This is a genomic window from Rhizobium sp. BK491 (genome assembly GCF_014194925.1).
GTDB lineage: Bacteria > Pseudomonadota > Alphaproteobacteria > Rhizobiales > Rhizobiaceae > Rhizobium.
Window position 1 is genome coordinate 88,791 of sequence record NZ_JACIAR010000003.1, and the last position, 17,710, is coordinate 106,500.

Annotated in this window: 20 protein-coding genes; 7 read left to right on the forward strand and 13 right to left on the reverse strand. The window is 56.9% G+C overall.

The window, feature by feature from the left end; translation table 11 throughout:
- Positions 1-22: 22 nt before the first annotated feature.
- From FHX05_RS14845 to FHX05_RS14885, 9 genes are all read right to left on the reverse strand, one after another.
- Complete coding sequence (locus FHX05_RS14845) at positions 23-1,855, reverse strand: glycosyltransferase family 2 protein (protein ID WP_112611158.1); 1,833 nt, start codon at positions 1,853-1,855, stop codon at positions 23-25.
- Positions 1,852-2,838 carry a UDP-glucose 4-epimerase GalE gene (gene galE, locus FHX05_RS14850; protein ID WP_183872581.1) on the reverse strand — a complete coding sequence of 329 codons (987 nt, stop codon included), beginning with the start codon at positions 2,836-2,838 and terminating at the stop codon, positions 1,852-1,854. The genes FHX05_RS14845 and galE overlap by 4 nt, the downstream gene beginning before the upstream one ends.
- A complete protein-coding gene (locus tag FHX05_RS14855) occupies positions 2,838-3,851 on the reverse strand; it encodes a UDP-glucuronic acid decarboxylase family protein (protein WP_183872583.1) in 1,014 nt (337 codons plus the stop codon). The genes galE and FHX05_RS14855 overlap by 1 nt, the downstream gene beginning before the upstream one ends.
- Before the next feature lie 554 nt (positions 3,852-4,405).
- Entirely contained in the window at positions 4,406-4,744 is a 339-nt protein-coding gene (locus FHX05_RS14860; RefSeq protein ID WP_112338070.1) for a hypothetical protein, read from the reverse strand.
- 18 nt (positions 4,745-4,762) lie between these two features.
- Positions 4,763-5,317, reverse strand: coding sequence for an ATP-binding protein (locus FHX05_RS14865; RefSeq protein ID WP_183872585.1), 555 nt, complete (start codon positions 5,315-5,317; stop codon positions 4,763-4,765).
- Positions 5,318-5,321: 4 nt separating this feature from the next.
- On the reverse strand, positions 5,322-7,682 hold the full coding sequence (locus FHX05_RS14870) for a SpoIIE family protein phosphatase (protein WP_183872587.1): 2,361 nt from the start codon (positions 7,680-7,682) through the stop codon (positions 5,322-5,324).
- Entirely contained in the window at positions 7,679-8,854 is a 1,176-nt protein-coding gene (locus tag FHX05_RS14875; protein ID WP_112611166.1) for a class I SAM-dependent methyltransferase, read from the reverse strand. Before FHX05_RS14875 ends, FHX05_RS14870 begins: the two co-directional genes overlap by 4 nt.
- Entirely contained in the window at positions 8,851-9,357 is a 507-nt protein-coding gene (locus FHX05_RS14880; protein WP_183872589.1) for a ubiquinone biosynthesis methyltransferase UbiE, read from the reverse strand. The genes FHX05_RS14875 and FHX05_RS14880 overlap by 4 nt, the downstream gene beginning before the upstream one ends.
- Before the next feature lie 44 nt (positions 9,358-9,401).
- The gene (locus FHX05_RS14885; protein ID WP_183872591.1) at positions 9,402-11,099 is read right to left on the reverse strand and encodes an EAL domain-containing protein; all 1,698 of its coding nucleotides are present in this window, start codon (positions 11,097-11,099) and stop codon (positions 9,402-9,404) included.
- 605 nt (positions 11,100-11,704) lie between these two features.
- Here FHX05_RS14885 and FHX05_RS14890 point away from each other — a divergent pair.
- The 4 genes from FHX05_RS14890 (at position 11,705) to FHX05_RS14905 (ending at position 14,076) form a co-directional block, all read left to right on the forward strand.
- On the forward strand, positions 11,705-12,334 hold the full coding sequence (locus FHX05_RS14890) for a hypothetical protein (RefSeq protein WP_246698952.1): 630 nt from the start codon (positions 11,705-11,707) through the stop codon (positions 12,332-12,334).
- A gap of 239 nt (positions 12,335-12,573) precedes the next feature.
- Positions 12,574-13,302 (forward strand): MgtC/SapB family protein, encoded by a 729-nt coding sequence (locus tag FHX05_RS14895; RefSeq protein ID WP_183872595.1) that lies wholly within the window; start codon positions 12,574-12,576, stop codon positions 13,300-13,302.
- A 131-nt stretch (positions 13,303-13,433) separates the two neighbouring features.
- The gene (locus tag FHX05_RS14900; protein WP_348648317.1) at positions 13,434-13,919 is read left to right on the forward strand and encodes a BON domain-containing protein; all 486 of its coding nucleotides are present in this window, start codon (positions 13,434-13,436) and stop codon (positions 13,917-13,919) included.
- 10 nt (positions 13,920-13,929) lie between these two features.
- Complete coding sequence (locus FHX05_RS14905; protein ID WP_165915298.1) at positions 13,930-14,076, forward strand: hypothetical protein; 147 nt, start codon at positions 13,930-13,932, stop codon at positions 14,074-14,076.
- 10 nt (positions 14,077-14,086) lie between these two features.
- On the opposite strand, the gene FHX05_RS14910 is transcribed toward FHX05_RS14905, so the two are convergent.
- Complete coding sequence (locus FHX05_RS14910; protein WP_348648318.1) at positions 14,087-14,515, reverse strand: hypothetical protein; 429 nt, start codon at positions 14,513-14,515, stop codon at positions 14,087-14,089.
- Between the two features lie 268 nt (positions 14,516-14,783).
- On the opposite strand from FHX05_RS14910, the gene FHX05_RS14915 reads away from it, so the two are divergent.
- Entirely contained in the window at positions 14,784-15,140 is a 357-nt protein-coding gene (locus FHX05_RS14915) for a hypothetical protein (protein ID WP_183872599.1), read from the forward strand.
- A gap of 107 nt (positions 15,141-15,247) precedes the next feature.
- Here FHX05_RS14915 and FHX05_RS14920 read toward each other — a convergent pair whose 3' ends face one another.
- Positions 15,248-15,505, reverse strand: a complete 258-nt coding sequence (locus FHX05_RS14920; RefSeq protein WP_112611180.1) for a DUF2934 domain-containing protein — start codon at positions 15,503-15,505, stop codon at positions 15,248-15,250.
- A 138-nt stretch (positions 15,506-15,643) separates the two neighbouring features.
- Here FHX05_RS14920 and FHX05_RS14925 point away from each other — a divergent pair, with 138 nt between their 5' ends.
- Entirely contained in the window at positions 15,644-16,105 is a 462-nt protein-coding gene (locus FHX05_RS14925) for a YbhB/YbcL family Raf kinase inhibitor-like protein (protein ID WP_183872601.1), read from the forward strand.
- Positions 16,106-16,172: 67 nt separating this feature from the next.
- Positions 16,173-16,361 carry a DUF3008 family protein gene (locus tag FHX05_RS14930; RefSeq protein ID WP_183872602.1) on the forward strand — a complete coding sequence of 63 codons (189 nt, stop codon included), beginning with the start codon at positions 16,173-16,175 and terminating at the stop codon, positions 16,359-16,361.
- Positions 16,362-16,684: 323 nt separating this feature from the next.
- On the opposite strand, the gene FHX05_RS14935 is transcribed toward FHX05_RS14930, so the two are convergent.
- Positions 16,685-17,062 carry a hypothetical protein gene (locus tag FHX05_RS14935; RefSeq protein ID WP_183774110.1) on the reverse strand — a complete coding sequence of 126 codons (378 nt, stop codon included), beginning with the start codon at positions 17,060-17,062 and terminating at the stop codon, positions 16,685-16,687.
- Between the two features lie 185 nt (positions 17,063-17,247).
- Positions 17,248-17,472, reverse strand: coding sequence for a hypothetical protein (locus FHX05_RS14940; protein WP_183872604.1), 225 nt, complete (start codon positions 17,470-17,472; stop codon positions 17,248-17,250).
- Between the last annotated feature and the right edge of the window lie 238 nt (positions 17,473-17,710).

The window sequence follows — 17,710 nt, forward strand, 5'->3', positions numbered from 1 at the left end:
CCATAGTGTCCCTGTATGAAACTCAATCGTCCGTGTCGCTCACGTGCCAGTGCGGATTGAGCACCATTCTGTGCAGTCCGCGGCCGCCAATTCCAGCACCTGCCACCGAAAAGCGCGTATCGAACAATACGTAGCCGTCGGTGTCCCAAATCAATGATTGTGCTCCGGCGCGGCCGTGCTCCATGATGCCAAAAAATGGCAGGGCAGTCAGAGCAATCAGACCGCTGGCGAGCGCCGGCCGGTAAAAGCGCCTGCTCGCGCTGAGCGTATTTTCACGCGCATGCTGAACGATGATGACCAGCAGCAGTAAAGTGTAGATGGTTGCATTCATCGTCGCGAAGATATAGAAGCCGCTGCTCTCCTCCGTAGCACTGACAAATAGAACCGGCAGGATGGAGACAAAAGAGAGCATGGCATAGGGTGCAAGAACTCTGAATGGCAGAGGATCGACGTCCGATGTACCCTTCGGAGTGACGCGGAAATCCACAAATGTTCCAGTCGTCCAATCGCGAATGGCAGCGAGAGAACCCATAAGCGCCCATGGCCAGCGAGCAAACAGGAACAACGTCATCTCCCAACTCAGAATACTCGCATCGACCGGTCTGAACGTATACGTGCTGCGCCAGTGGTAGGCGAACAGGATCAGCAGAACGGACTGCGGCACGAAATGCAGCAAAAAGTCAGGATATGACACATCGACGAAGGTCTTTCCTATAGTAAGCGCGATGATCGGCATAATGAACATAAGCGCCATGAAGAGAGAAAAGAGGGAATACCAGAGCTGCGAAAACAGGAACTGTATTCTGAAGCGTAGCGGCAGCCGTTTGATCAAGCTTGGCGAATATTGCAGCAGGATCATCATCAGGCTGCGCGACCATTGAAACTCCTGGGTGATGAGATCGGCGAAAGTGCGCGGACCGTCGCCATGAGCAATGGCATCGAGCGCGTGAATGCCGCGCCAGCCATACGCATTCATCATCAATGTGGTGGAGTGATCTTCCGCCAGTTCAGGTCCCAGCCCGCCAATGCTCTTGAGGGCCTTGGTGCGGACGGCATAGTGCGAGCCGATGCAAAGTGGCGACAGCCCATGATTGAACCCCGCCTGAAGCGATCCATGCATGCTGGCTTCCGCATAGAGGCGGCCGCGAGCCGCCCAGCTCTCATGGGCATTCTGGTCGCAAATGCTCGGCGCGGACACATAGCCGACTGCCGGGTCGGCAAAGGGCCGAAGCATCTGGAAAAGATAGCCTTGTTCGGGCACATGGTCGGCATCGAGCTGCACGACGAAATCATAGCCTTCATAGCCATAGTGATCGTAAAAGAAGGCAAGATTGCCTTCCTTGCAGCGTGTGCGCCGCGGCCATGTCTGGCGGTGATAATCTTCCCGCCCTTTCCGGGTGGAAATCTGGACGCCATATTTGCGGCACCAATCCCGCGTCGAGGGCGATGGATCTTCATCTGCCAGCCAGGTGTCGTGGGTCACTGCCTGCGCCAGCATGGCATCCAACGTGCGGGCTACCACCGAAAAGGGCTCCGATGGTGCTTTGGTCACCACCATGGCGATGCGACTGCCGGCGGGAAGCCGCAATTCACCCGTCGGCTTTTCGGCCCGGAAGAAGACGATGATGAAATAGGCCGGAATGATCGTCACCCAGGCGAGCACCAGGGTCACCAATATCGACCCGAGAGCGTCGACATGGTGCGCGGGCGCGAACCACCAGCTCCAGAAATAACCGAGTGCCGCGAGCCACAACGCGGCGCACACAACATATTCTACGCGCTTGCGACCTTGCAGCACCGGCGTCATCAACGCCCGGTCCTTCATCGCTTGAGCTCGTGTCCGGATCGATGTCATCCTCGCATCTCCAGCCCGAAGAAGGGAGCTGCAGTCCGGATGATCGTGTCGATATCCGAATGCAGAGCGCGGAAGCCGAGCTTCTCGGCAGCAAGATCCGAAGCGGCATAAAGGGTAGGCGGATCGCCCGGCCGCCGCCTGTGCATGGCGACAGGAACCCGGCGGCCGCAAACGCGCTCGATCGCGCCGACAATTTCCTTGATCGACGTGCCGCGGCCGCTTCCCAGATTGACGGCAAGATTGCTTCCGCCGGCCAATAGATATTCGACCGCCAGAACATGCGCCTTGGCGAGGTCGAGCACATGGATATAGTCGCGCACGCAGGTGCCATCCGCCGTGTCGTAATCGTCCCCATAGACTTCCAAGATTTCCGTCGTGCCGGCCGCTGCTTGCAATGCACGGGGAATGAGATGCGTTTCGGGATCATGCCACTCGCCGAGTTCCTGTTCCGGATCGGCGCCGGAGGCGTTGAAGTAACGCAGCGCCACATAGGAAAGCCCATAGGCTGCCGAATAGTCGGCCAGCATATGTTCGGCAATCAGCTTGGTTCTGCCGTAGGGATTTATCGGCTGAGGCGTCTCGCATTCGCGGATTGGCAGATGGGCGGGAATTCCGTAGATCGCACAGCTCGATGAAAAGATCAGTTTGTCCGCGCCCGTGCGGCGGCACGCCTCCAGAACTGACAGTGTGCCGCTCACATTATTGGCATAGTATTTTGCGGGATTTTCAACGGACTCTCCGACATAGGCGGAGGCAGCGAAATGGATGATTGCTGCAGGCCTGTGCTCCTCGATTGTCTCGGCAAGATGGGATGTGTCGAGAATATCTCCTTCCACAAACGGTCCCCAGCGCACGGAGGTCAGGTGGCCCGTCGAGAGATTGTCATAGACAACCGGCTCGAAGCCTTGGTGATGGAGGAGTTTCGCGGTGTGGCTGCCGATGAAGCCGGCGCCACCCACGACGAGTATTTTTTTCTTGCCCATCACGCAACCTCGAAAAGTTCGCTGCTCGCACGTACCAACTGACGTTCGAAATACGCGATGGTGGACTTCAATCCATCCGCCAGCGCGATGGACGGTTCCCATCCCAACTCGCGCTGCGCCACGGTGATATCGGGCCGCCGCTGGCGGGGATCGTCGATTGGCAGGGGCTTATGGACTATCTTCGACTTGGAGCCGGTAATCGCGATGACCTGTTCGGCAAGATCGCGCACGGTAAATTCCGCCGGATTGCCGAGATTGACGGGCGTATGGATGGTCGTTTGGTCGGCCATCAGACGAATGAAGCCCTCGATCAGGTCGGCGACATAGCAGAAGGAGCGCGTCTGAGAACCGTCGCCATAGACAGTGATATCCTCACCCTTGAGCGCCTGCACGATGAAATTGGAAACAACGCGGCCATCGTCGGGACGCATGCGCGGTCCATAGGTGTTGAAGATGCGCGCGATCCTGATGTCTACGCCGTGGCGAGCGTGAAAGTCACGGAAAAGCGTTTCAGCGGAGCGTTTGCCTTCATCGTAGCACGAGCGAGGGCCGAAGGAATTGACGTTGCCCCAATAGTTTTCCGGCTGCGGATGCACTTGGGGGTCGCCATAGATTTCCGAGGTCGAGGCCTGGAAAATGCGCGCTTGATGATATGTGGCCAGCTCCAGCAAGTTGAGCGAGCCGAAAACACATGTTTTCATCGTACGGATCGGATCGGCCTGATAATGTGGCGGAGATGCCGGGCAGGCCAGGTTGTAGATTTCGTCGACAGGTAGATCGAGTGATGCGATGACGTCGTGGCGGATGAAGCTGAACGTCTCGTAACGAAGGAGATGCCAGAGATTGTCCATCCGTCCGGTTGAAAAATCATCCACGCATATGACTTCGTGACCATCCTGCAGAAGTCGGTCGCAAAGATGTGACCCGAGGAACCCTGCGCCGCCCGCAACAAGGATGGTACGTCTTTTTGTATTGTTTAGCGATATACTTGTAGATTTGAACGCTATGCCCATCAAACCCTCCCGATAATTTAGACGCGACCCAGTATTCATGGGGAGGAGAACTTTCCTCCATCCTGTGAAAGACTTTTTACAACAAGTAATTATTGTTGCAATTTCTGGTTATCTTTTACAAAAAATTAATAATTCTGTCGTTATCAGGGAATGCGGAAGCTTTACATTCTGTCCATTTTTATCACATGGAACAAAAATAATAGGCTCAAGTAATGTGTGGCAAGCCTAACGCATATTTTACTATTTTAACTAAGGTTTGCTGTAATATATGCTCATGATGCCGGTAGGTCGGCGTTTTTAACTAGCCTAATCCAGAAATCAATAAGAGTAAGTAGTAGCTAACCGAGATTGCTCGAGACAGATGCAGACAGCAGCTTGTTTCACGACGCGGCTCGGCATCGAGCTTTCGACAGTGGCGATGGCGCACCTAAATAAGAGGGGTGGCTGTTCGATTGCTAAGGAGCGTCGCGATCTTTCAGACTGGCCTCACGCTTGGGTCTTTGATTTAACGCATGTCGTGATCGCAAAACCGCTGCCCACTTGCGCGACCTGGTTCAGGTCAGTCGCAGATCCAGGCGCGGATGCAGTTTTTTCAAGTTCGGTAATGATTTCATCTGCCAGGGAATTTGCGAGGAGCCACATACTGTGAGGTGAATATCCGGATGCTTGCGTGCCTCTATTGTCAGCTTGGCAAGCAGGTTGATGCCTGAAGAATTCAAGAATTGCAGACCTGTCAGATCGAAAGTCGCTTTGCCTCCACTTCCATGAAGGACTGACCTGGCCAGCTCATAGACAGGTGCATAGGCATCGGGACCGGCCAGGCGCATGGTGCCATCAAAATATAGGGTACTGCCTTCGGACCAGATGCGAAATGCTTCTTCTTTGATTTCCATAAAGGGCCTCTCACGGGTTCACGCCGATGATATCGCCATGGCGGCATAGGTTTGGAGTTTGACCCGCTTGTGCGGACCAGCCTCGTCGAAATGCCAGGCCAACTGAACCTGGTAGTCGCTCATCAATGTCAAAAGTCCTAACCCCGACGCGTTGCCGCCGGCAAGAACACTTGTTTCAATCTGTTCTATGAGGAGATCGCCGGGATCGCCAGTGGTAACCCTCAATAATAATTGTTGGAAGCGCGCCATCGCTTCGCGGTCGATCAAGTTCATAATCCGCATCCGGAAACAATGGCCATCCCTCAATGCCTCGATAAGGATCTCGCCCGAGGCGCGGAATTTGATGGAATTTTCGATGAGTTCGTTGGTCACATAACCAATGTCGTGCCGCACCGACTTATATTGTCGCTCGGAAGAGCGGAAGCCGAGCGCTATCGTCTCCGCGATAAAGTCGGATGTCATAGCCGAATGGCGCCATGCCAGATGCAGCGGCCCGTCGAATAGTCGTATGCGAAGAGCGTTGGTGGCATCGAACGAAGCCAGGCGTTCCTCGCCGAAAATTGCTGTCGTCATTTCCTCACCTGTGCCGCATCACCACAAGGGTAATATCGTCATGGATCTTGTGGGTCCCGATATAAGCCATCAAGTCGTCGAGTATGCCTGCGACGACTTCCTGCGCAGTCCCGCCATGCAGGCGGCGGGCGTCCTCCAAAAGCCTGTCGAAGCCAAACAGCTCTCCTTTCGAATTCTCCGCTTCCGTGACGCCATCGGTATGCAGCACAACCATGTCGCCCTTCTCGAAGGGCACTTGCCGCGTATCGATAAAGGGAGCGATATCAGGCTCAAGACCGACCGGAAGGCCGAGATCGCCCGTATCTATCCGCTCCACCTTGCCATCCTGGCGAATGATGATCATGTCTTCGTGCTGACCGGATATCGTCAATCTCTCGCCGTCGTAATCGAGGAACGACAAGGTAATATGCTTGTCGGTCCGGGTCCGCTCGATGTTCTTGAAGATCGTCCGATTGAGATCGGTCAGGAATTTTGCCGGGTCCATCTCACCCGCCTCCTGCAGGGCGCGGGCAATCGACTGGACCATCAGCATCAGCACACCGCTTTCCAGCCCATGGCCGGTCACGTCGCCGATGCCGATTTTCAGGTTCTTTCCGTTCTGCAGAACATCATAGTAGTCGCCGCCGACTTCATCGGCCGGGCGCATGTAGGCGGCGATCTCCAGATTGTTGATTGCCGTCAGTTCCTTGGCCCGCGGCAAGACCATGAGCTGGATCTGCCTGGCGACGTTGAGTTCCGCACCCAGCCGCAGGTTTTCGTTCTTGAGTTGGTTATTGAGGGTTGAGATCTCTTCCTTGGCCGCCTCGATCTCGCTGGTCCGATCCGAAACGAGCTTTTCGAGGTTTTCGGTGTGGAAGCTGATATCCTCCGCCATCCTGTTGAAAGCGATACCGGCATCCCCAACTTCATCCCTGGTCGAAATGTCGACCCTAACCGAATAATCCTTCGCCTGTATGCGCTTTGCGGCGCTCGCCAGCGCGCTGATGCCGCTGGTGACGCGTTTCGAGGCCGCAAAGACCGCCGCCGTGACGATCATCAGAGACACGAGAACGGCCATGATCTGATAGAGCAGAATGCGGTTGGTCGCCCGCGAGATTTCATCCTTGGCGGCGATGAGCGAGGCGTAGATCTCGCGCTCGGGCACCACGATCCCGAGCGACATGACCTCGCTCTTGACCGGTCCATCCACCCAGAGATTGGTCGGGCGCAATTGCTTGACGACCGCGAGATAAGGAACGTCCTCTCCCTGTTCGCGGAGGCTGATGTGCTGGATCACGCCGTCGGCGTCGAGCGGAAGCTTGGTAATGGCCGTTTGCGTGCTGTTGCGCAAGGATCGGTCGAGGCCGGTAACCCCCTTGGCGGCGGCATCGTTGGCGGCGCGCAAGCCGATGACCTTTTCGCCTACAGGATTGATTGCAACCACATTCCCATTCGACATGGCAAGAAAGCCGAAGCCGGTTTGAGCGACTTTCACATGTTCGACGATCTCGGCAAGCTGTGTGAGTGTAATATCTGCGCCGGCCGCACCGGCCACCTGATGCCTATCGGGCGTCCAGAGCGGATGGAAAAAGCTGACGATCAGCTTGCCGGTGATAGCGTCGGTATAGGGAGCCGTCTGGGTGATGTAATCGGCAACGGGGCGGGATGAGGGGTTGGAGGCCCATTGCTGCCAGGATTCGTATAGGCCTGGAAAGAAGAATGTCCAAAAATCGGAGCTGTTGTGACCGGGATAGAGCCGGTCAAAGGTCTGCGCTTGCGTCGTATAGGGAGCAGTCCGGAAAATCGGACGCTCCCGCGGGCCGATATAATACATCTGCAGCTTCGACGCGCCGTTGTGCAGCAAGGAAGGAGCAACCAGATCGAGCACCGCGCTCCATTCTATATCTGCCTGCACCTGAGGCAGGGGATGGTGATCCTTATCAAGCAGGTAACCCCAGACGCTGACGACCGAGGGCGTGCCGGGCAGGTTTTGTGACCACTGGCCGGCTTGGTCGTAGGTCACAGTTACAGCGCCTGGCGACGCTCTGCTCATAGCAGCACCGACATCGAGACTCCGCGCCGGATTGTCGATCTGTCCCTGCAGCACGCCCGCCAGCGCCTTCACATCGGAATGGACCTGGTCGATCAGCAAACCGACCTCTGCGGCGGTCGAATCCGCATAGGAGCCGATATAATCCTGGCTCGCTTTCTCGAGACCTTGTCCCACTTCCATCGTGGCGTTGCGCGATAGGCGCTGGACGTTCCATAAAGCAAGGCCGCCGCTGACGAGCAGGTCGAAGAGAACGGCTCCCCCGACGACGAGGAGAAACTTGGCGCGAAATGAGCGCAATCCGAGCCGTTGCTTGGCGATTGGCGCGTCCGTCATAGCGGTTTCTGTCCCGAAGAAGCCCAGATCGGCCAGCCCGCATAGCCTCTTGGGTGGAGCGCGGCAAAAATATGATCGGCGAAGCCTTGCTTGAATCGCTCGATAAATGCGGCCGAATCCCCTCTTCTGACCGCCATTTCATCGGCATAGACATTCTGCCATGCCGTGATGATGTCAGCGAAATCCTGGGGATCGCCATCGAGATTCGTGACCATGAAGCTTTCCATGCGCACATCCTTGAAGCCGGCATCCAGTAGCATGCGGCGGCCCTTAGGCCCCATCTCGACATCCATATCGAAATACGCGAACAGTTTCGCGACCTCGTTATAGGTCCATTGAATGCTCTCGGCTCTGGGCTCACCAAGACAATGGGAGTTCTTCTCGTTGGTGATGTAGACCCTGCCGCCTGGCTTGCATATGCGATAGAGTTCGCGAAGCAGAACATCCGGGCGGTCGAAGATCTGCAACGAGTGCCTGCAGGTCACGAAATCGAACTGGTCGCTCTCGAACAGCATCTGGGATGCATCGCCATAGGTATATTCGATGTCGTGGACATTGAAATCCTCCGCCACCTTGCGGGCATATTCCAGGCTGGGGATCGAATGGTCGAGGGCAACGATCCGCGCGGGTTTGAAATCCTTCCGCAGCAGCATGGCGAAATCGCCGATGCCGCAGCAGATGTCGGCGATATGCAAACCCTCTCGAAGGCCGTGCCGCGGCAATATCTCGCGCTCGTGACGCCAGGTCATCTTCGTCTGGGTTCGCAGGATCGGGATGAAGCTCTGATTCTCCACGAATGTCTGCCCGGGATAGAAGGCGGAATCATAGATCTCGACGATAATGTTGGGTGACAGATCGCTCAAATGGCGAAACAGTCGCGATGCCCATGCAACGACACTGGAAGCTACGACCGTCAGTTTGAGATCCGGCCTCGATCGCGTGGCATCGAGTAGGACACGCGTCAGGGCACGGAACGCCGTATTGTTCATGTGGATGACGCGTTTCAGATTGACGTAGCAGACGCCGTTCACCGTTTCGATGCCGTTGCGCAACAGGGCGAGATCATCGGCAAGCTCGGCAACTGAATGTGGCCTCAGAACTCCGGATAGAGAGAATTCTTGATTGTTGGCATCGAATTGCGCTGTGAAACGGCCAGAGGAGCGGTTGTTCAATTGAGTAGCCTTTCGAGCGCGAGGTCTACCACGAAAGTCGTTGTTCCCTTATCCCGAATGGACAGCTCGATGTCGGCATCGTAATTGACGGCAAGGCCGAGGAGGATCGCCTGCTCGGCACCCGCGGTGTCGTCGGTGATGACATCGAGATAGTTTGCGAGCGCCTGGCCGCTTCTAATGCGCTGGACGATGGTTTCATACAAATTGCGCTGCTCGGCCGAGCAGGGAAAGGCCAGTTCGATCCGTTCGATCGAGCCATTCCGGTAGACGCGAAAGGTAAGGGTACCGCCGCTTTCTCTGGCGTGGAACGACATTTCGAAAAGCTCGTTCAGGGCTGCCGAAAGCAGGTTCGCATGACGGATGGGATCGTGCCGATCGTGGCTGACCATGCGAGCCACGTAAGAGGCACATTGATCGCAATTCGACCAGTCTGCCACAAGGGTCGCCATCTCCATTTCCAGTTCAAGCAATGGCTCGAAAGCCGCGTCCACTTGCACCCGCATGGTATCCTCTCGAAAAATTCCCGAATGAAATGCGCTTCAAAAACTCACGGACTTGCGTGAAATTCGTCGAATGTCGCGGCCGACTGATCGCGTGCACCCTGCCTTATGAAATCATCAAGCTTGTCGGCGCTCAGCGGAGGGCTGATGCTATAGCCTTGCAGGCGGTCGCAGCCCTCCTGCTGGAGCCAGGCCGCCTGTTGCCGCGTCTCGACACCCTCCGCCGTCACCCGCATGCCCAGGCCATGTGCAAGGCCGATGACGGAGCGCACAATGGCCTGGCTTTTGCCGTCCTGCAAAAGATCCCTGATGAAATAGCGATCGATCTTGATCGTATCGAAGGGGAAATTCTTGAGGTAGCTGAGCGAGGAATATTCGGTGCCGAAATCATCGAGGGAAATCTGAATGCCGAGCACGTTAAGCGTGTTCAGCGTGTCGAGATTGTTGATGGTCCGCTCCAGAAGCACGCCTTCGGTGATTTCCAGTTCCAGGCGCTCGGCTGGAAATCCGACGATATCCAGCGTTTGAGAAACGCGATCGGTGAGGCCCGGCGTCAGGAACTCCGCCGGAGAAAGATTGACGGCAAGCGTATAGTGATCCGGCCATGCCAAGGCCTCGCGGCAGGCTTCCTCCAGCATCCACTGGCCGATTTCACGCATGAGACCATCGGCTTCGGCCATTGGAATGAAAGCTGCCGGCGGAATGACCCCGAGGGTCGGGTGCCGCCAGCGTAGGAGCGCCTCGAAGCCGACCACGTTGGACGGAGGCTCCACCAGCGGCTGATATTCGATGAAGAACTCATCGCGCTGCAGCGCCACGCGAAGGCTGCGCCGCAGCAGCTCCCTTTGTTCGACCACGATCAGCATGGCCGGATCGAACGTCCGCGCCCGCCGTCGCCCTTCCTTCTTAGCGGCATAAAGGGCGACATCGGCAGCCTTCATCAGCTGTTCTCCCTCGTTGCCGTCGCGCGGCGCGATTGCGATCCCCACGCTGACGCCGACGAAGAGAGAGATGCCGTTGACCGTGAACGGCTTTTTGAATTCGGCCACCAGCGCGTCTGCCAACCGTTCCGCCTCCAGGGCCTGCTGCGGACCGATCTGGATGATGGCGAATTCATCGCCAGCGAGACGGTAGGCCGTTCCGCCGCGGCCGAGTGCTTTCGTAATCCTCTCGGCGGCGAGTTTCAGTACGATATCGCCGGCTCCGTGGCCAAGTGTGTCGTTGACGGGCTTGAAATCATCGAGGTCGAGCTGCATCAGCGCCGGCCCAACCTTGCCGGTAACCGGAAGCAGTTGCGTCAGAGCCGCGCTGAATTGGCGGCGATTGGGCAGTCCGGTGAGGACATCGTGCGTTGCCTGATGGATGAGCTGTGCTTTTTCATTGTCTTCGGACGATGGGCTTTCATGTGCTCCATTGGTTTCGACGATCAGAAGCCCCACTCGAATACGGGAGGCGAGCAAGCGGCGCTTTCCCTGCGTCGGATCGTCGAACTGGATCGTGCAAGGTTCGCCTGTGTCTATGACTTTATGAATAAGCTCGGCAAGCGTCGGCTTCGCAAGCGCGGGATAGGCTTCCCACAAGGATACCTCGCTCCGGGGCGCAAGACCGATATGCTCTTTGAATCGCTTCGAGCAATCGAGTAGTTTGAAATCCAGATCCCAAAGCGAGACCGTCGCCTCTAAACCGTTGTCGGATTCGGACCCGTAGAGAGTTTGCTGCGACCGATCCACTCGGTTCTCGGGCATATGGCCTCGTCCTCCCCAAGCCGGCCGCGCAAAATCCGGGCATTGTGCAGTTTGAACTGGTCCGTTGGCATCGGAGCACGCCTATCAATGATCGCAATCTCATCGAGCGTACGCGCGCAAGTGATAACTTACCAGAAGGCGGCAGCCGCTTTAAGCGAATATATTACGAGATCTTCATATTTAGCAATGATTGCTAAGACATATGCAGTTTAAACAGACTGCCACCACCTCGTTTGTTTCATTTTGAATGCACTAAGATTGTATTGTCGCGGTAGAGGCATTGCAATGGTTGTGGTGCGCATCGAATGGTCCGATTACACGATCGTTGATTCGCAGACATGAGTGCCGTCAAAGGGGCCCTCCCGATGATCGTCCCGACTTATGCCATACGCCCGTGACGCAGATCAGGTCGCGATGCATTGATGCCCATTTGGGATGAGGCGGCGGCGGAGATTGCTTCATCAAGCGGTTTGGTGTAGGGCCTAGACCTTCAATATTCGCGGACGATCGCCATGCTGCGGTGTTGCTCCCAGAGAATGCCAGCCTCTTATTCATAGTGATTGTCCATCAACTGCGCTCCATCATCGGGCACATATCGAAGCATCATGGTTAAACAGACAAAGCCCTTTATCATCGAAGTCAAAACCTCCCGCCGGATGAAAGCAAGATCGGCTGAATCATCGAGATCCATTTGGGGAGAGCTTGCCGCCGACCTCAAGCAGACCTTGGCTTTGCAGCAGGAGATACAAGCAGGTTCGTCCGTGGATGAGGCCCAGCACAAGGGCGGCGCGGAGCGCCTGGATATTGATTCCGCGGCTCTGATGGAGCGCGATGAAGCGATAGCGCCGCAGCCCAACTCTCAGCTTCTTGAAAAATGGCTGGCAAGGAAGGCGGAAAGGCCGAAGGCCGGCTCACAGGATGTGGTTGAAACATTCCTTGCGCGGCTTGATCAGCAAAAGATGCTGCTCGCGGAGTTTCAGTCGGACCCCGATGGTTTCAAGCGCTGGCGCTCGGCCTGGTTTCGCAAGGTAGCCAACGGCTTCGGCGTCAGCATCGGCCACGATCTGATCGATGCCGGCGGTGGTCTGCGATATGTCGTCGTCGATACGCTCGAAGATATCTCTCGTTTTCTCGACGACCTCCGTCACCATGCGAGAACCGACCTCGATTTTCGACGGGCGCTGGATGCCAACCGAAGACAGCGTGCCGCTCGCCTGTCCTCACGGGCAACGTGATATATTTCGCGATGCGGCTGGAAAAAGCAAAGGCCTGACGCGCGAGAGGCGGCTCGCGGCGCAATCCGGCAAGCGGCCCACGGGCTCAAGCGCTTTTCCCGAGGTGACAATGACGCGGTAGAGCATCATGCTGCTTCTATTATGTTTTTCACGCGCACCTTCCATCGAAGATGGAACGAAATGTCGTTTGCGATGTTCCCCACTGAAATTTGCTGATGACGCTCCCTTGGGAGGACATCGTGCCTGACCTGACCGACACTATGCCAATAGACGCGGACTGGCTGGATATCGCCCTCCGTCTGCTGCTGGTCGTCGCAGCCGGAGGGCTGATCGGTATCAATCGGGAAATGGGTGGTCATGCCGCCGGGTTTCGCACGACGATCCTGGTCGGGCTCGCCGCATGCCTGTCGATGATCCAGGCCAATCTACTTCTATCCACTCTGGGCAAGACGTCGCAATCATTCGCTTCGATGGATGTGCTGCGCTTTCCGCTCGGCGTGCTGACGGGTGTCGGCTTCATCGGTGGCGGCGCCATTCTCAAGCGTGGCGACCTGATCACCGGCGTAACGACGGCGGCGACCTTGTGGATCATGACGGCAGTCGGCCTGTGCATCGGCGGCGGTCAAGTGATCGTGGGTTCCGCCGGGGCCATTATCGCCTTCATCGTGCTATCGCCTTTCAAACAGTTCGACAGGCTGATGCCACGCAAGCAGAAGGCGCGCCTCGTGATCGAGTTGCCTCGCGATGCAGGCGTTGCGATCGCCGATGCGCAAGCAGCGCTGGAACCGCTCGGATATGCTTTCTCCTTCATCGGCTGCAGGACAGGGCCGAGCGACGCGACAACGCATATTTCCTACGAGGTGCGATGGCGGCAGGCGGGACCGGATGGCGGTGGTGCGCAATTGCTTGCGTCCCTTGAGGAACATTACAAGGTGGTATCCTTCGAAATGCTGACGACAGGGGCCTGACGCAAGCCCTGAGACCGGAACATTCCGGAGCGGCAAAGGTTAAGCCCTCATCGAACAGGGAGAAAACCATGACCAAAATCAGCGATAGGTCAAACGCAAGGGGTTCCCCGCGTCGTGGCGATACGCGCACCGTGCAGGCACTCGACCAGGCAGCCGGTGGGTCCGGGGATATCGAGTCCGAACAGCGGGCAGGAGAAGCCTCGCCAATAGAACTACGGCCCGAAAATGGAACCGACGATGCGCGCTGCGAAGATTCGGCTACGCATGATCTATTGCGCAGGCAGATGGCTGATGAAGTTTCCGGCAAAATCTCGGAAGTGAGGGCAGCTTCCGGATCAGAAGAGGCCAGCGGAGATACACGATCCGAACCCCCTTACGCATCGACGCCGGAGAGAACAGACGTTGAAATACGAACGGAAATCGAGAGCAGGCTGAAAGCCGATCAACTGCTCGATGAGACCAGTATCTTCGTGACCGTCAGTCACGGGCGCGTCGTTATTGAAGGTTCCGTTGAAAATCACGAGGCCAAGCAGCGTGCGGAAGCGCTATCCCGGCAGGCCGGCGGCATTATCGGGCACGACAGCAACCTTGCCGTCCGCAAATCGCAGCGGGCGTAAGGCATTTCAGATGCGGATGCTATTGCTCGTCATCTTCGGCCTCATGGTCGCGTCCGTTCTGGCGATTCTCGTCATCAAGCCGTTTACGTCAAGCGACGGCCGAGATAGCGGCGCCGTTAAGAACGGCCCCATCGAGCAGCCAGAACCCAAACCCTGACGGATCAGTCTCATTTGCCCGGCTGTTGATTGTCCTGCTGTTCTGTGTTGCCAGGCTTGATGACGGGAGTGTTGCCCACCTGCGGCGCGGGCTTTTCCATCTTGCTGTCGCCGACTGACGGCGGTTTCAGCACACCGCCACAGTCGGACAGTTTCCGGCTGGGATTATGCGTAGCCGGCGGCGTCTGTTCGCCTTGCGCCTGCTGGCCATCAGTCTGGCGGTTGGTTTCTTCCGCTTTGCAGCGATCATCGTTCGATTGCTGCGCGATGGCAAAATTCCAGGACATGGCAGCCGTTATCGTTGCGATCAACAGCAGGCGGCCGCTTTCAGTCAGGTCCCAACCGTTCCACTGGCGCGGTCGACCAGCCCTCAGGCGCGCGCGCGCCGCCAGGGTCGACAATTTTTGCGGCGTCATCGCGTTGACGGTATTCATGGGCATTGTTCACCCTCCGTAAATGTTGGAGGGGCTGCAGATCGGATGGATAGGAAGCTCGACTGCCGTTTCGTTGGCTATGGAGAGAAAGCGGAAAAATCTCCATATTCTTCAGCACCATCGCGTCCACTTGGCACGATCTGCAACCTTATTGGGCTAACGCTGGGCTTTCCCTGTTGTTCCGCTTCGACCCAATTCCTTGGTGCCCCTCTGGAACTATCGCCGGGTGTTTTGGTTAGGTCGATATGAAATTTGCAATAGATGGAGGCTTGCTATGACGTTCGACGAACAGAAGAAGCCCCGGGAACAGACGAAACCACTATCCGCGACTGAAGCCCGGCAGGGCGTGCGGGGAACAAATCTGTTCACCGTGCTGGTGACAGCGCTGGTTCTGGCGGCAATCATATGGGTTGGCGTGGAAATCTGGGGTCGTTACATCGAACCAGGCAAACCTCAGAATGCGTCGCCGACGATTAGCTCCTCCAGCGGACAGCCGCAGGCGGGCACCGTAGACAACACGCCGCCAGCCGGCCAGACGGCCCAGCCAGCGCCTACCGATCGCACGGAAAACAATCAGCAGGGCACGAAGAGCACGCCGGCCCAGCCGAACCGTGACGGAACGCAGAATTAGGGGACTTTTGAATTGCAGATGAAATCGCAGGATCAATGAGTCCGTCGACAGGTCAGCTCCTGGCGCATCTGATTGTTGGCCTTATCCAGCAAAAAAGCGGACGTCTATTATCCGGCGCGCCGGGCGCCGGACTGCGTTTTTCCCTCGGGTTCCTGACCGTCGCCGTCGGGCTGGTGCTTCGCGGGGGCTTTTCTGAATCTTGCGAGTATTTCTTCGCCATCTGCCGATGCGCGCGTTCTCTCCATGATCTCGCGTTCCTTCGCTGCCTGCTCCCAATGATGCTGGCTGCAGCCCCAAGGGCGCCCGGCCGCTTCCCAAATCGCATAGGCCCGTCTGCTGATCCACTCGAACCGTTCATCCGCCATCTTTTCCTCCTTCGTGGATGTTCTAAACAACTGGGGCGAGCGATGGTTCCATGGGGAACAATAGTGATTCTGATGTGTTCCACCTTAGTTTCAGAGGTTCACAGGCTCATGAATCTGCGATGATAAAAGGAGGATCGAATGGCTTTGACATTGATCAGCAAGGCCTTTGCCGAGGGTACGCCCATACCGCGCAAATATGCCCTGGAAGGGGAAAATATATTCCCGCCTCTTGCCTGGGGCGGCGCGCCGGAGAAAACCCAAAGCTTCGCACTGATCGTCGAGGATCCGGATGCCCCGAGCGGAACATTTCGTCACTGTGGTATCGCCAATATCCCAGCGCAATGGACTGGCCTGGTTGAAAGTCTAGATACGATGCAGGAACAGGCGCTGCGTTTCTACAGGAACGATTTCGGCAATGCCCGCTATGATGGTCCACGACCGCCTGCGGGCGATCCACCCCATCGGTATATTTTCCGGCTTGCCGCGCTTGATGTACCGAGGGTGACCCTTCCCGAGGCCGCCGGCGCGGAAGTCATGTGGCAGAAGGTGAAGAAACACACGCTTGCAGAAGCAAGTCTTACCGGCAGCTACCAAGCGTAAGTCGCGCCTTGCAAGCGGACACGATCGGCGGCGGCAAATTTCAACCTAATCCAAAGGAGATGTCATCATGCCAGCAAAGTCGAAATCACAGCAAATGGCTGCCGGTACGGCGCTCGCCGCCAAACGCGGCGAAAGAAAGAAGAGCGAACTGAAGGGGGCGTCGAAGAGCATGGTCGACTCCATGAGCGAGAAGGAGCTTCGCGACATAGCCTCCACCAAGCAAAAGGGAAAGCCGGAACACGCGTCCAAATCGTAAGGTTTGGCCGCTGCACGGCGGTGTTCTCGGCTTGTTGTCGAAGTCATGCCAGTTCTATCGTTTCCACCGCCAGTCGCGAACTTCCGGCATATCCTCGCCGTGCTGCCGGACTTAATCGTGATGCGTGACGAGCTTTGCCTTCAGGCCATCCACATCGTCGTTCATGTCAGCCTCAAATGAAGAGTGTCGACTACCATAAGTTCGCGCGCTCCAGCCCGGAGGCAACCGGGCATAGAGCCGCATGCCATCCTTATCGACATGGCTCCGCGGCGCGGTACTTCCATTGCCGCCCGTTAAGGAGGGCTTCGCGCCTGCGTGTGCCGTCAGATCTCCATCACATCTTCGAATGCTTCGGGGAAGCTTTCGCGCGCCACTTTCTCGTTGATGACGAGCATGGCTTCATAGGAGAGCGGATCGAAATCCTTGTCTGCGGGCAGCACCTCGCGCCCGAAGAGCAGGTTGAGCCGAGCAGCGTCGAGATTGCCGCGCTCGAAAGGTTCTGCTCCGAAATAGTGCCAGAGCGCATGCAGGAATGCGGCGTCGATCCGGTGTTCCTGCGTTCCCGGCCGCGCGCGGCGTGGCAGTTTCTTGATCGGCGTCACGCCCTTGGGGTTTGCGCGGCGAATGGTGAATTGCACACCTGTACCCGGCATGCCGGAAGGAAAGCCGCGATGTTTCGTCATGTCGGGAAGCTTGCCCATGGCTGCTGCTCCTCTCCTGTTAAGCAATCGGGTATTGCCTTTTCCGATGTCAGGCAAGCCGATGCGGTGGAGAAGGCCGTGTGGGCATCTACTCTGTCGTGATTTCCCTCCGCCAGTCAATTGCGGGGACGAGGCTTTCGTTATGCCGAAGGGGCGCCATTTGGTTCGACCTCCCAAGGAGAAGATTACCGCTCGCGAGTAAGCGGAGCCACTTGTGGAGAAGAGTCATACACCGAGAAGTTCGGTTCCACGTCAACCAAATGATACATCAGCGCGGCGAGCGCGACAAAAAAGACAGTGCCTAGAATGAAACGAAGGAATATCGGCCACAGGTAAACCATGATGATCGGTGCCAGACGCGCCAACATGAAAAGCCAATCGATAAGCGTGGGCGTCTTCTGCTTGTACATGATGTTTCATGTTTCCCTGGAGGGGCTTCCGATGTCGTTCGTCACTCCCTCGGAGGCCCATGCCTGCTGAGGGTTCCTTTCGTGTCGACAGTGGCAACCGCATCAACAAAAACGGCGATTGATCGCTGTCAGTGTCGGAAGACAACATGAACACCGTGCAGGTTTCGTGGAGACGAAATGCAGGCTTGGTGGATCGATTCTGGATGGTCGTCAGCTCTGACATTCGTTTTACTTTTAC